Source organism: Aequorivita sp. KMM 9714 (assembly GCF_011065475.1).
Lineage (GTDB): Bacteria > Bacteroidota > Bacteroidia > Flavobacteriales > Flavobacteriaceae > Aequorivita > Aequorivita sinensis.
In genome coordinates this window covers 696,580-709,936 of record NZ_JAAGRO010000001.1, presented here as the reverse complement: position 1 = coordinate 709,936, position 13,357 = coordinate 696,580, and the positions used below count along the sequence as shown (strand labels likewise).

The window sequence follows — 13,357 nt, the reverse complement described above, 5'->3', positions numbered from 1 at the left end:
TTTAAACTCCCATTTTCTCTCTCCACTTAGCAAAAAACTCAGGCATTGTAAGTGAGAGCTTTCCGTCTTCATTTAAAAAAACTTGAATAGTTTCACCTACACATACTTCTTTCCCTTCAGGGTTATAGATTTTGTATTTAAAAATCATTTTTGCTGCACGCGAGGGTACAAATGTGGTTTTGATAGTTGCCACATCTCCATATCGCAATGGTAATTTATGCTCACAAGTAGATTTAACAATTGGCGAGGTGTAACCATTGGCCTTTTGCTCTAAGTACGAAATACCGTGTTCGCGCCCAAAGGCTTCTCTACCATCTTCAAAGTATTGTATATAATTCCCGTGCCAAACAATCCCTAATGGATCGGTTTCGGTGAAACGCACTCGTATTTCAGAAGTGAAACTTATTTCATTTTTTTTATCAGACGGCATTTTTACTACGATTATAAATTATTGCTATTAAAATTGTTAGCAGGAAAAACAGCAATAATAATGAAATTTCAGGAAGGATTTTAACAAAACTCACATTTCTTAAAAATACATCATAAAATGCTTCCAAGCCCCAATTCATAGGAGATATTTTTGAAATCAACTGCATAAATTTTGGCATCACAAATACTGGAACCCAAACACCACCGAGTGCGGCTAATATTACTACCATTGTTGCTCCAAACGGCGCTGCTTGCTCTTGCGTTTTTGCTATCGTCCCTAAAAGCAACCCTAAGCCAATGGCAGCCAATCCTGAAAATAAAGCTACAACATAAAGCAAAGGCAGTTTACCTGTTACATCCACACCAGGAAGTCCGATGGCTGGAAAAAGATATATTCCCACCAATAACATTAATGTAAATTGAATAAGGCAAACCCCTAGATACACTATCGTTTTCCCTCCTAAAACCGTGGCATAGTTCACAGGTTGAGTGCGTAATCGAACAAAAGTTCCTTGATTTTTTTCTTTTACTAAATTTATTGAAAGCGGAACAATAATGAAAAAAATTGCAAACAACGTCCAAGCTGGAACGTTGTGTTGTGCCGAGTTTGGAATAATTTCCTCATTATTTTTTGTAGGTAAAATTTCCTTGAAAGCAATAAAATTTTCTGTATCAAATATCGATTCGTCTTCGTCTTCCCCTAATTCAGATTGAAAAGCTTTGTAAATACTTTGGGTTTCAATTTTTGAAATCATTTTATCGATTCCGTTTTTAACTGAAGACTTAAAACTCACTTGTGTAGCTGGATCAAAGTAAAGTCGGACTTCCTTAACGGGAATAGTTTCTTTTTCAACAAGCAAACTATCTTCCTCCAACCCAAATTTGGATAAAATCCCTTCAACATTTTGATTTACTTTCTTCTGAAGAGACGTAGAGAGACTTTCAGGAATTACGATAGCTAGCTGATATTTTCCTGCGAAAACAGCTTCTTTCGCTTCTTCTTCAGTGTCTTTTTGAAGAATTTGAAAGGAATTAGATTCAGAAAGGTTATCTATAATATTCTTAGAAACTTCCCCTTTATCATTATCCACTAACAGCACAGGAATTTTAATGTCGCTAATGGTTTTAAACGTACTATCCTGAACCAAAGTAATAACAATCAGCAATAACATTGGCATCACGAAAAGGATTGCTATTCCGCCTAAATCGCGCAAAAGCAGTAGCATTTCTTTGTATGTTGAAGCCCAAAGTTTATGCATAATCGCGAAGTGCATTACCCGTTTTTGCCAAAAACACATCTTCGAGGTTGTTGGCAGCGGCTTGATTGTTTATTAATTCAGAAGGAACTCCTTCAACAATAATTTCTCCATTGTCGATTATAGCAACACGAGTACAAAAAACCTCTGCTTCGTTTAAATGATGCGAGGTGTAAACAATAGTTGTTCCCTGCTCGTTTAAATATTTTAGATGGTCTATAATTACGTTTTTTGACTGTACATCTACTCCAACTGTAGGTTCATCGAGAAACAACACTTTTGGTTGATGAAGAATTCCCGCTATTAAGTTTACACGGCGTTTCATTCCTCCAGAAAAAGTTGCCGTTTTTTTATTGGCAAATTTTGAAAGTCCCATTATCTCCAAATGTTGCATGATAGATTTTTTTAAGGCCCCTCCTTTTATACCGTACATACTCCCGAAATACTCCAAATTCTCATACGCAGTAAGTGTTGGGTAAAGTGCGTATTCCTGAGGAACAATTCCTATTAATTGTTTTAGCTGAATTTTATGCTCTTTAAAATTCAAGCCATCAATAGTAAACGTACCTGAAGTTGGTTTTAACAGTGAAGTTAGCATCGAAATTAACGTGGTTTTACCTGCTCCATTTGGGCCGAGTAAACCGTAAATTTCACCCTCCTCAACTTTCAAATCAAGGTCTTTAACCGAAAATAATTCGGCGCCTTTGTATTTTTTTGAAAGTTGATTAATCTGTATCATTTGCTGTACTAAATCCCACTAAGGGATTTTAAAACTTAATTAGATTGCCTTTTTCAATTTCTTGAAAAACACTTTTTCTAAGTCGGCTATATGGTCTAACTGATTTGCTACTTGGTTATAATTTTCGGATTGGCCTGCGTCATTTCGTGATCTATTTTTATAAATCCTTGAAGCTTCAACGGCAAAGTCACGCCATAAATCCCCAATTTCAGTCATTTCTTTTGCAAGTTCTATCAGTTTTTCATTTCCTAATAACTTACCTGATTCTTGAAGAAATGCTGCATAAATATATCGAAATCCACCGCCTCCAGTTCCTATTTCTTCCTGCATTCGCACTACTTGACCTAGATAATGATTCGCAGTTTTAATTCCTTTTTTCTTAGGCCATTTACGAATTAAATTTGCAATAGTTTTAATTCCCTTCACTCCTACAATTGGAATGGGCGCAAGCATGGTTTTACAAGTATCTTTAATACCTGCAACAATAGCTTTTTCAAGTTCCAGTTTTTCAGGAAAAGAAATAGGATAATACATATGCCCTTTAGGTGCAAAGGCCCCTTTAGCAAAACGCACTTTTTCCAATTCTTTTTCAGAAAGCGAAGTAACTTCTTCCATTACTGGATCGCTAATTAAATAACGGCCATTTTGCTTTCCATACACCACCATATTGTGAGCGTTGAAATGGAAACGGTATTCATCAGGAAAATATAAAAGGTTATAAACGCCCACTTGTAAACCAACAGGATTGTTGCGCTCCAGATTTTCATCTAACCTACTTTGCGCTTCTTTTGGGTTACTGAACTTTTCACGCTTCATTTTTATACCAGTACGCTTGGCGAATTTTTTAAAAATATGACCAGGCATAGCGCGATATGTAATTACAGGCGCGTGATTTACTTTTAGAAATGGTATATAACAAAATAGCAATCCACTGCCGATACCAAAAACCATAGGCTCGCTAACGCTAAAGCCGTTGTGCTTCATCAAGTTTGAAACTACCCCGTTCTCACAGTGAGCAGCTTGATGGTGGGTAAAGTTTATTATGGTTTCTTCTTTCAATATTAATATTTTTAACCACAAATCTAAATAAGAAACAACTATCGTATTTATAGAGTTGCGGCAATTTGTATTCGATTAAAATTTAGGTTTTAACTGGATGAATTACGAAGTTTTAAAAGCGCTAATTAAAGGAATTAAATATTTTCCATGTTGAGAATCATCACTTTACAGTTTTTAACTCATCGACTGAAATTTCAAAAACCTCAGCGTACTTCTGCAAAGTATTAGTTTTTAATTTTTTAAAAACCGAAGGTTTAAAATGTCTTTTCACCCTCCATTGCCATAAACCAACATAGCTTGCTAAAATCCCAACATCCATTTTATGGAGTTCCATATAATATTCTATCGGGCTAGTTTTTCCTTCTAAAACACGCTTTTTTGCATCTTCAATTCTTTCGTTTATTTCATCAATAGCATTGTTTAATGCCACCGTCTTAGGCTCCCAACCAGTGCTATTTGCTGTGGTATATTCACCATTTTCGTCAACCGCATAACAGAGTTCGCGAAAATTTGCAGATTCTAAATTACTCTTATCCTGTGGTACTTCTTCCTTTTTCATTATCAGACCTCATGTATTAAAAAATTCATAGTAGAAGATACAATTAATTTTTCATCGATATAGGTTTCAGTGTCTAAACTGCACATTGTCATTTCGCCTGTATCAAACCGTGAAAGGAGTTTTGCCTTTGTTATAATAGTTTCACCTACTTTCGGCAACTGAAGTATCTCCACTTTTCTTACAGCACTTATATAACCAACTAACTTGTTGCCCGTTCCTTTTAGGTCGTCTTTTTCAAAAAATGTTTGTCCAACTACCCCAGAAGCCGCTTGTGCAGCATTTTCTATAAGTCCAGTTTCCGATAGACTTCCATTTTTTATAAAAACACAATCTTCAGCTATATAAAATTTCGTTGCAACAGAATCATCGTTTATATCCACTACCGAATCTACCATTAACATCGGCTTACGATGTGGTAGAAAATTTGAAATATCAATATCTGAAATATCGGTAGACTTCATTAGTTAGCTAGTACTGTTTTCATTTCACTAGATGCAATTACTTTTCCATCGCATTCAGTTTCAACATTAACAAGTGTAACTCCCATAATATCGTGGAGTATATTTACAGTTGTTTTTAATTCTGCTCCCACTTCTGGAAGTTTAAAAATTTCAGCTTTTTTTATGGCTCCAATATAACCTATTGGTGCTTCTTCATTTTTTAAATGATATTGATAACCCGTATAAAGTGCAACCGATTGAGCCATATGCTCTATTAAACCTGGCGCGGTAAACTTTTTATTTTGAGTGAAAATATTTTCTTCGGAAATGGTAAAGCCTGCCACAACTTTATTTTCTTCAAAGTGAAGTAGTTTATCTACCATTACAAACGGCGCTTTCTGCGGAATCAATTTTCCGATGAAATCTTTATCCGTTATTTCTTCCGTGAAGTTAATCATTTATACTACGGTTAGATATGCGTAAGAATATGCAAAACGCGCACTTTCAGGAACCTGAAGGAATATTCTATCTCCTTTTTTAAGTTTTCCAGAATTAATCAATTCCTCTAACATAAGATATATTGAACCTGCGCCTACATTCCCTACCTTTTGAAGGTTTAGAAACCATTTTTCCCAAGGCATATGAAGACCTTGATTTTCAATTTCTTTATATAAGTTTTCTTTAAAGTAATATGAAGAAATATGCGGTAGGTAATAGTCGATATCATCTTCTGTGATATTGTGCTTTTCCATAGCCAACTTCATACTTGCCACACCTTTTTGAAGGATATTTTCACCAAGTAATTTTACATCTTGCTTCATAGCAAAAAGTGACCTTTTCCCCCATTCGTCTGCGGGATATTCACTCCACGGCTTTAGGTGTCCGTTTTCTAACTTATCCCCACCTGCATACATACAAGTTTCAAGCTCGAAGGCATAGCTATAGCCTTCCATCCATTCAATTTTTAGGGGTGTTTTTCCGTTTGGTTCACTTTCTAAAAGAACAGCTCCAGCACCATCAGAAAGCATCCAACGCAAAAATTCTTTATTGAAAGCTAGAATAGGTTGCTCTTCTATTGATTCTAAATGAGCCACTTCATCTTCAAAAATATCAGATTTCATCCAAGAAGAAGTTCTCTCAGATCCTGTACAAACTGCATTTTTTACTTGATCAGACTTCACGGCCATATAGCCGTACTTTAATGCATTCATTCCCGCGCAACAAGCACCCGAAGGAGAATTCACTTCAAGGTTTCCATTCTTTAAAAATCCGTGTACCATAGCTGCGTGGCTTGGTAGGATTTGATCTGGACTTGAAGTTCCGCAAGAAAGTAGTTCGATATCGTTTTTGCTAAAAGTATCGTCGCATAAAGCCTCGACTGCTTCTGCTACTAACTGTGCATTGTTATGAGTTACATTTCCATCTTTATCGATGGCGTAATAACGCGTTTTAATTTGGTTGTTTCTAAGAATAATTCGGCGTGCTTTTGAGGTCTTGCCGTTAATAATACCAAGTTTCTCCTCCATTTCCTCATTTTCAACGGGGTCGTTAGGTAAAAACTTCGCAATTCTAGTAATGTAAACGTTCTTCATTAATCCTTCTTTAATTCAACTGATGAATAATAAGCTATATCTTTTTGTATTTTACGATACATGGGGAGATAGGTAAGTAAAAATACAATAAATACTATTGGGGCTATAAGCCATATTGCAAATAACAAATAATATTTAAAATAAACGAGCCATTTCTTTCTTTCTTCGCCTTCTTTCTTAATTAATTGATTAGCCCATTTTGTAAAAACCATGTTTCCTCTAATGTCTGTAGCAATAAGTGATGCTTCAACCTTTACTGCTCCAATACTCAATAGATTACTTTGTAAATCTGAATAGTCATTTTTTAACAAAGCCGCTTTAATTGGGCCTCCAAATCGTGATGAAGCTTGAATATCACTATCAGAAACTCCTGGCTTCGGGAAGATACCAAACATTCTTGTTTTTTTACCGCCCATTAGCCAATGTACGATTGTTATAACACTAATGTGATTTATGTTTTTATCTACCAAAGCTATATTCCCAACTAGTTTAGCACTGTTTGCTTGTAGCAACTTCTTAATTTTTTCCTGAGCCATAATCCACATATTTCTACTTGCGGAAACAGTAACTACAGGAGTGTTGTTAAGTAAGACTTTAGCTTCTTCCGATTTTAAAAATGAATTTATAGGAATTGAAGGCGTTAAATACCAAGTTGTATATCCTAAAATTACTAAGTCGTATTTCTTTTGAAGCACATTAGGCGTTACTGCTTCTAAAGGTGTTGGAATTTGAAGAAAAGTTTCAGGAAAAGCGCCATAAAATTCTTCTTGAGTCCAAGGGAAGGGAAATTTTTTCTTCGGAACTATTTTGTGATAAGAAATATTTACTTCTTCCCCAGAAAGCGTTGTTGCAATATTTTTTAAGATATTGGTTAACTGTCCAGTTTGAGAATAATATACTATTAATACTTCTTTCATAAGCTGTATGTTTATACCTACATGATCTTTGAGACCTTGCAGGATGCCGTGGAGACCTGCCCTTCCTACAGAAAAACTTTCCTTGCTACGAAAGGTCTTGCTTGTCTTTTAATTAGCTGGCATGAAAGATAAAAATTAGTCATCTGTTTCCCAAAAATCAAAATAATTAAACCACTGCAAAGGATACATTCCCAACATCCACTCTACACTTTCTGTATATTTTTTTAACAACCCTTGCGCATCTCGGCTTTTCACTTCGGCTTTTCTAGCGTATAAGTGGTAATGTTTGTTAGTTTCTTTCATAACATAAACAAACAATACAGGCACTTTTAATCTGCTAGCTAAAAGAAATGGTCCTGCGGGAAAATTAGCTTCTTTCCCTAACAACGATTCTGACAACACCTTTTGATCTTTCATATATCTGTCGCCAGTAAAGCAGACTAATTCTCCATTACTCAATGCGTTATTAATTTCAAATATATGTGACATATCGTCCTTCACCAAAATAAATTTAATCTTAGAACGCACAGTAACTTTCTCCATATACTCCTTGATATTTCGATGTTCCGCATCTGTGGTTACAAGACTTATTTGAGATCTAGTATCAATTTCTTCGAAAAAGAATTCAGCGATTTCGAAATTCCCAACGTGAGCACTAATAAGTATTCCTCCTTGTTGCTTATCAAGCAAGTCGGTTATATTTTCTACACCATCACATTCATGAGTGAATTTATTTTTTAAGCCTGAAGAGATTGCGGCTTTATCGATAATAGTTTTTCCGAAAACGTAATAACTCTTATAAATACTCACCAAGCTTTTGAAGCTTGAATACTTAAGTCTTTTTCGAAAATAGTAATAAATAGATCGGGTGCTCTTTCCTGCGAAGAAAACATAATAAAGCGCAACAAAGTAAAGCAAGCCATAAGCTGCTCTAACACCAAGTTTTCTTATAAAAAAAATGAATATTTTATACCCTAAAACGGTGCCTTTGCTTTTGCCTTCCCACTCGCCCGCCATATTAAATAGGGTGTTTTATCCGATTTTTGTTTCGATTAAATCGTAAAAATCTTGAAGAGTTATAATGTTTTGAAAATCTTCACCAGTTAATTTAACTCCAAAGTTAGCTTCAATAGCAACCACCAAATCCACGAAATCTAAGCTATCTAACTCAAGCGTTTCCTTTAGGTTTGCATTTGGTTCTATATCATCTTTATCCACCTCAAATTCATCTACCAAAAAGTAGTTGATCTTTTCTACTATAACTTCTTTGTTCATTTCTAAAGTTTGCATTTTTTAATAATTAATGCGGAATTGGTACCACCAAAGCCAAATGAATTCGACAAAAATACATCAATTTTTTTGTTTAACGTTTTGTTAACAAGGTTTAATTTTGAAGCAGCCTCGTCTACACTTTCTAAATTGATGTTTGGTGCAACAAAAGAATGCTCCATCATAAGCATTGAATATATTATTTCGCTAGCTCCTGCCATCCAACATTCGTGGCCTGTCATTGATTTTGTTGAACTAACGCAAGGGCCATTTTCACCAAATACATCGGTGATTGCAAGGGCTTCATTGGCATCTCCTACAGGAGTTGAAGTTGCGTGTGCATTTACATAATCTACATCTGAAGCTTTAATATTTGCTTGCTGTAAGGCCATTTTCATTGCTCGAGAAGGGCCATCGACGTTAGGAGTAGAAATATGATCTCCATTGGATGAAAATCCGTACCCAATAATTTCGCCTAAAATTGGTGCGCCACGCTTTACTGCGCTTTCGTAACTTTCTATTACTAAGGTAGCAGCTCCACCACTAGGCACCAAGCCATCGCGGTCTTTATCGAAAGGACGACTAGCTTTAGTTGGATCTAATTGAGTAGAAAAAACTCCTAAGCCATCAAAACTACCCATAGCAAATTCGTTTATTTCTTGGGCTCCTCCTGAAATTATGCAGTCTTGTAATCCGTTTTTAATTAAAAAATATGCCATCCCAACAGAATGCGACCCACTTGCACAAGCTGCACTAATTGTAAAATTAATCCCTCTCAACTTAAAAATAGTTGCAAGATTCATCGTTACAGAAGAGTTCATTGCTTTAAAAATAGCACCTGACCCTACAAGAGTAGTATCTTTCTTTTCTCGAATTTTATCTACCGATTCAATTACAGATTTTGCTGTACTATCATTTCCGTAGAGAATTCCTACTTCATTTGTTTCTAGAAATTGCTCGTCTATTTTTGCATTTTTTAGGGCTTCCAAAGTAGCTGCGTACGCATACGCTCCTTCTTCACCTAAACTAACACGTTCGCGACGAGAAAGTTGTTTCTTTAAATCTGGCTCTTCTACCCATCCTGTTAAACAAGAACGGTAACCAAAATCTTTGCGTTTTCCGTCGCAGATAATGCCAGATTTTCCGTTGTATAACGATTCTTTTACTTCTTCTAGGTTCTTACCTATACAGGAATAAATACCCATACCGGTTATAACTACTCTTCTCACTTTTCGTTGAATTTAGGAATAAATACCTCCATTAATATTAATAACTTCCCCGGTAATATATGAAGCTTTATTGGATGCTAAAAAACTTACTAAATGCGCTACCTCTTCTGCTTCACCAAAACGATTGGCTGGAACCATTTTTTTAAGTTCTTTCTGGTCAAGCTCAGCAGTCATATCACTATTTATAAATCCTGGTGCTACTGCATTTACAGTAATATTGCGTTTAGCAACTTCTTGAGCTAGGGCTTTTGTTGCTCCAATAACCGCCGCTTTTGCAGCAGAATAATTTACTTGGCCTGGCGTTCCCTTTAGTCCAGAAACTGAAACCATATTTATTACTCTCCCGTATTTATTAACCAACAGTTTCTGAATAAGAGCATTGGTAACATTGTAGAAACCATTTAGACTAGTGTTAATTACACTATTCCAATCGTCTTGGTTCATCCACATAAACAAGCCGTCTTTAGTAATACCTGCATTGTTTACAATTACCTCAATAACAGCCTCTTTATTTTCTGAGTGCCAAGCGTCCAGTGCATTATTTACAGCTTCGGCATTGGTTACGTCGAACTGCATAATTTCACCTTTTCCCCCAAGGGCTTCAACTTCGCTTAGGGTTTGTTGGGCTGCTTCTTTGTTGCCGTTATAGTTTATTAGAAGGCCATAGTCTAAATCTTTTGCTAATTGTATACAAATGGCACGACCTATCCCGCGTGACCCTCCAGTTATTAATGCGTATTTCGGTTTGTTTTTTTTCTCTTTCATATAAATTTATCACACGGAGTAACCCCTCCGCCTTCGGCACCTCCCCTTTAAAGAAGGGGAGGAACTTTTTATAATATATTTAAATCTTAGTCTTTTACTAAAATATTACAACTAATAATTAATCCGTAAAAACACTTAAATTATTCCTTGTATTCGGTCCCACATATTCCTTGAAAAAACAGGTAAAACATTTTACAATATATTTAAATCTTAGTCTTTACTAAATATTACAACTAATAATTAATCCGTAAAAACATTTAAATTATTCCTTGTATTCGGTCCCACATATTCCTTGAAAAAACAGGTGAAACATTTTACAATATATTTAAATCTTAATCTTTTATTGCCAAGTTTTCTTCAGTAGAAATTCTATTTAGAAACATCTACAAAGTTTTCTGCGTTTTGGAACCATTTGCCCACTACTTGGCCGTTTTTATTTATAAATCCCCATTCTTTCTTATACTTCACACGTGCAAGTCCGTTTTGGAAACCTTTTTCAGATCCCTTTTGTAAAAACCCAAACATACCAATTGAAATATCATATTCCATTGGAATTACAAGATTTCCTGTTTTGTCTATAAAGCCCCAAAGTTTTTTCTCTTTTACGGGTGCTAAACCATCATCTGAAAATATCTCGGCATCTCTGTATTTTATATCAATTACTTTTTCACCTTTTTCATTAATGTATCCCCATTCCTTACCCATATTAACTGGAGCAAGACCTGCATTAAACGCACGAACTTTATCGTAAGTTGGAGGTATAACCCATTCTCCCTTAGCATTCACAAATCCCATTTTACCTCCGCTTCGTGCATAAGTTAGCGATGAATCATTTGTGAAATCCCACATTTTCTCAACGCCATTAATCGGTGTAAAGGTTACGTTGTTGATCACGCCAAAGCTATCTCCTTTTTTAGCCCAAATTCCGTTTTTGCTATAATCGCCAATCTCATCGTATTCAGCAGCTACAAACACCTTTCCTTTATTGGTTATCAACCCCCATTTTTCTCCTTCTTTAAACTTTGCATAGCCATCGTTAAAACTTTTAATTTCATCGTATTTTGTTTCAACAATCGCTTTCCCACTGGTGTCTATCAAACCTACTTTATCACCACTTCTAATAATTGCCACGCCTTGATCGAAGTCGTAATACTTATCGGTGGCAGGTGTGTTAAGGGTTTCGCCTTTAGTGTTTATATACTTCCACTCTTTACCTTCTTCAACTAAAAAGTATCCAGAATTATAAGGCTTTATACGATCGTAAGTAGGTTGAATTACCCACTCTCCTGAGGCGTTTATAACTCCCCATTTTTTGTCTTTCATTACTGCAGCGTACTTACCCGAAAAGCTATCTGCTTTGTCATACTGTGGTTGAATTACAAATTCACCAGATCTATTTATATAACCAAAGCTTCCACCGTCTCGCACTAAGGCGAGTTCTTGTGCGTTTATAGCACTAATCCCCATCAAAAAAATGCTCAGAATTGTAAATATCGATTTCATAATATTTTTATTTTAAGTTAGTTAAAGTTAAAATAAGCAATTTTGAGGAGACTGAATAATTTTATTTGGAAGTATTCATCAGGTACTCTTTCACCTTATTTACATAAGGATACATTACCACATCTTCTTTAAACACAGGCACTATCGCACGAATTTGCTGATACATTTTTTTGGTTTCAGAAGACACCTGATCCTGTACCTCTAGATATTCGATAGCTTGAATAATGGTAATTAACTCTATTGCAACTACTTCGAATGCATTTTCTATCACCTTTTTAGTGATAAGCGCAGCATTTGTACCCATACTTACAATATCTTGATTGTCGTTATTGTTTGGAATACTATGAACATACATCGGATTGCTAAGCATTTGACTTTCTGCTGTTGTTGAAGTTGCAGTAAACTGAACTCCTTGCATTCCGAAGTTTAAACCTAATTTCCCCAAATTAACAAATGGAGGAAGAATATCATTAAGTTTAGAATTCAATAAATAGTTAAGTTGGCGTTCCGAAAGCATTGTCATTTTAGCAACAACAATTTTCAGTTTATCCATTTCTAATGAAATATAATCGCCGTGGAAATTTCCGCCGTGATAAACATTTCTATTTTCAACATCTACAATAGGATTGTCGTTTGCAGAGTTTACTTCTTCTATTAAAATATTTTCAACAGAATCAAGCGTGTCTAAAACTGGACCTAATATCTGCGGAACACATCGCAAAGAGTAATACTCTTGTACTTTTTCAACAAAAACATCTTCTTCTTTAGTTCCGTTATATAGATGGTGTTCACGTTTTCTTGTAAGCGTACTATCCTTTAAATGCGTGCGCATCATCTCGGCAACTTTACGTTGACCGTTATGTCTTTTTGTTTGATTCAACTCGAAAGAAAGATGATCGTCGTAGGCTTTTACAATTTCATTAATGGCAGAAGACGCTTTAATCATCCAATCCATTATAATTCTAGTATAGAGCACATTTACAACACCAATTCCCGTCATAACCGAAGTTCCATTCATCAGCGCTAGACCTTCACGTAACTCAACTTTTATAGGTTCGAGGTTTTCTAGTTTGAAAACTTCTTCTGTATTTCTTCGTTCGCCTTTATAAAAAACTTCGCCTTCGCCAATTAGCACCAATGCCAAGTGTGCCAGTTGTACCAAGTCACCACTCGCCCCTACACCTCCGTGTTCGTATATTAGCGGAATAATGTTTTTGTTAAGCAATTCGCTCATCAAGTTAATTACAGACGGATGTACACCACTATTACCGAGGCTTAAAGTATTTAATCTAGCCAACATTGCCGCGCGTACGTGTTGAGCAGGAATAGGGTTTCCTGTTCCAGAAGCGTGGCTACGGATAAGATTGTATTGCAATTGAATTCGTTCGTCGTCTTTAATCTTGTATTGCGCCATTGGCCCAAAGCCAGTATTAACACCGTAAATAATTTTATTTTCAGAAAATTCTTTCAGAAATTTAAAACTACCTTGAACTCTTTCTATTATATCTTTGTGAAGTTGGACAGCTTCATTTTTGAAGATCGTTTTTTCAAAATCTGCTATTTCCAGTTTTCCTTGTAGTATTGGCATTTATTCTTGAAT

At 35.6% G+C, this 13,357-nt stretch carries 15 protein-coding genes; all 15 read right to left on the bottom strand.

The annotated features are described in order from the left end of the window. Position 1: 1 nt before the first annotated feature. Positions 2-430 carry an acyl-CoA thioesterase gene (locus G3A46_RS03165; RefSeq protein WP_139855601.1) on the bottom strand — a complete coding sequence of 143 codons (429 nt, stop codon included), beginning with the start codon at positions 428-430 and terminating at the stop codon, positions 2-4. Continuing rightward, positions 420-1,688 (bottom strand): ABC transporter permease, encoded by a 1,269-nt coding sequence (locus G3A46_RS03160; protein ID WP_165147597.1) that lies wholly within the window; start codon positions 1,686-1,688, stop codon positions 420-422. Before G3A46_RS03160 ends, G3A46_RS03165 begins: the two co-directional genes overlap by 11 nt. Next, entirely contained in the window at positions 1,681-2,424 is a 744-nt protein-coding gene (locus G3A46_RS03155; RefSeq protein ID WP_165146114.1) for an ABC transporter ATP-binding protein, read from the bottom strand. The genes G3A46_RS03160 and G3A46_RS03155 overlap by 8 nt, the downstream gene beginning before the upstream one ends. A 39-nt stretch (positions 2,425-2,463) precedes the next feature. Continuing rightward, positions 2,464-3,483 carry a BtrH N-terminal domain-containing protein gene (locus tag G3A46_RS03150; protein ID WP_206735946.1) on the bottom strand — a complete coding sequence of 340 codons (1,020 nt, stop codon included), beginning with the start codon at positions 3,481-3,483 and terminating at the stop codon, positions 2,464-2,466. A 160-nt stretch (positions 3,484-3,643) separates the two neighbouring features. Beyond that, positions 3,644-4,042: a hypothetical protein gene (locus tag G3A46_RS03145; protein WP_165146111.1), complete on the bottom strand. Its 399-nt coding sequence runs from the start codon at positions 4,040-4,042 to the stop codon at positions 3,644-3,646. 2 nt (positions 4,043-4,044) lie between these two features. Then, complete coding sequence (locus tag G3A46_RS03140; protein ID WP_165146108.1) at positions 4,045-4,503, bottom strand: ABC transporter permease; 459 nt, start codon at positions 4,501-4,503, stop codon at positions 4,045-4,047. Then, entirely contained in the window at positions 4,503-4,940 is a 438-nt protein-coding gene (locus tag G3A46_RS03135; RefSeq protein ID WP_165146105.1) for a hypothetical protein, read from the bottom strand. The genes G3A46_RS03140 and G3A46_RS03135 overlap by 1 nt, the downstream gene beginning before the upstream one ends. Then, positions 4,941-6,074, bottom strand: coding sequence for a beta-ketoacyl-ACP synthase III (locus G3A46_RS03130; protein ID WP_165146102.1), 1,134 nt, complete (start codon positions 6,072-6,074; stop codon positions 4,941-4,943). Continuing rightward, the gene (locus tag G3A46_RS03125; protein WP_165146099.1) at positions 6,074-6,991 is read right to left on the bottom strand and encodes a dialkylrecorsinol condensing enzyme DarA; all 918 of its coding nucleotides are present in this window, start codon (positions 6,989-6,991) and stop codon (positions 6,074-6,076) included. Before G3A46_RS03125 ends, G3A46_RS03130 begins: the two co-directional genes overlap by 1 nt. A 135-nt stretch (positions 6,992-7,126) precedes the next feature. After that, positions 7,127-8,008 carry a lipid A biosynthesis acyltransferase gene (locus G3A46_RS03120; protein WP_165146096.1) on the bottom strand — a complete coding sequence of 294 codons (882 nt, stop codon included), beginning with the start codon at positions 8,006-8,008 and terminating at the stop codon, positions 7,127-7,129. 15 nt (positions 8,009-8,023) lie between these two features. Then, positions 8,024-8,266 (bottom strand): acyl carrier protein, encoded by a 243-nt coding sequence (locus tag G3A46_RS03115; RefSeq protein WP_165147591.1) that lies wholly within the window; start codon positions 8,264-8,266, stop codon positions 8,024-8,026. Between the two features lie 2 nt (positions 8,267-8,268). After that, positions 8,269-9,489: a beta-ketoacyl-[acyl-carrier-protein] synthase family protein gene (locus tag G3A46_RS03110; protein ID WP_165146093.1), complete on the bottom strand. Its 1,221-nt coding sequence runs from the start codon at positions 9,487-9,489 to the stop codon at positions 8,269-8,271. A 12-nt stretch (positions 9,490-9,501) separates the two neighbouring features. Next, on the bottom strand, positions 9,502-10,254 hold the full coding sequence (gene fabG, locus G3A46_RS03105; protein WP_165146090.1) for a 3-oxoacyl-ACP reductase FabG: 753 nt from the start codon (positions 10,252-10,254) through the stop codon (positions 9,502-9,504). Between the two features lie 369 nt (positions 10,255-10,623). Beyond that, the gene (locus G3A46_RS03100; RefSeq protein WP_165146087.1) at positions 10,624-11,757 is read right to left on the bottom strand and encodes a WG repeat-containing protein; all 1,134 of its coding nucleotides are present in this window, start codon (positions 11,755-11,757) and stop codon (positions 10,624-10,626) included. A 61-nt stretch (positions 11,758-11,818) separates the two neighbouring features. Then, positions 11,819-13,345, bottom strand: coding sequence for an aromatic amino acid ammonia-lyase (locus G3A46_RS03095; RefSeq protein WP_165146084.1), 1,527 nt, complete (start codon positions 13,343-13,345; stop codon positions 11,819-11,821). Positions 13,346-13,357: the final 12 nt, after the last annotated feature.

Excerpts from the sequence above, each read along its gene's own strand:
- G3A46_RS03165 (WP_139855601.1), bottom strand. The coding sequence starts at position 430 with ATGCCGTCTGATAAAAAAAATGAAATAAGTTTCACTTCTGAAATACGA.
- G3A46_RS03160 (WP_165147597.1), bottom strand. The coding sequence starts at position 1,688 with ATGCATAAACTTTGGGCTTCAACATACAAAGAAATGCTACTGCTTTTG.
- G3A46_RS03155 (WP_165146114.1), bottom strand. The coding sequence starts at position 2,424 with ATGATACAGATTAATCAACTTTCAAAAAAATACAAAGGCGCCGAATTA.
- G3A46_RS03145 (WP_165146111.1), bottom strand. The coding sequence starts at position 4,042 with ATGAAAAAGGAAGAAGTACCACAGGATAAGAGTAATTTAGAATCTGCA.
- G3A46_RS03140 (WP_165146108.1), bottom strand. The coding sequence starts at position 4,503 with ATGAAGTCTACCGATATTTCAGATATTGATATTTCAAATTTTCTACCA.
- G3A46_RS03135 (WP_165146105.1), bottom strand. The coding sequence starts at position 4,940 with ATGATTAACTTCACGGAAGAAATAACGGATAAAGATTTCATCGGAAAA.
- G3A46_RS03130 (WP_165146102.1), bottom strand. The coding sequence starts at position 6,074 with ATGAAGAACGTTTACATTACTAGAATTGCGAAGTTTTTACCTAACGAC.
- G3A46_RS03125 (WP_165146099.1), bottom strand. The coding sequence starts at position 6,991 with ATGAAAGAAGTATTAATAGTATATTATTCTCAAACTGGACAGTTAACC.
- G3A46_RS03120 (WP_165146096.1), bottom strand. The coding sequence starts at position 8,008 with ATGGCGGGCGAGTGGGAAGGCAAAAGCAAAGGCACCGTTTTAGGGTAT.
- G3A46_RS03115 (WP_165147591.1), bottom strand. The coding sequence starts at position 8,266 with ATGAACAAAGAAGTTATAGTAGAAAAGATCAACTACTTTTTGGTAGAT.
- fabG (WP_165146090.1), bottom strand. The coding sequence starts at position 10,254 with ATGAAAGAGAAAAAAAACAAACCGAAATACGCATTAATAACTGGAGGG.
- G3A46_RS03100 (WP_165146087.1), bottom strand. The coding sequence starts at position 11,757 with ATGAAATCGATATTTACAATTCTGAGCATTTTTTTGATGGGGATTAGT.
- G3A46_RS03095 (WP_165146084.1), bottom strand. The coding sequence starts at position 13,345 with ATGCCAATACTACAAGGAAAACTGGAAATAGCAGATTTTGAAAAAACG.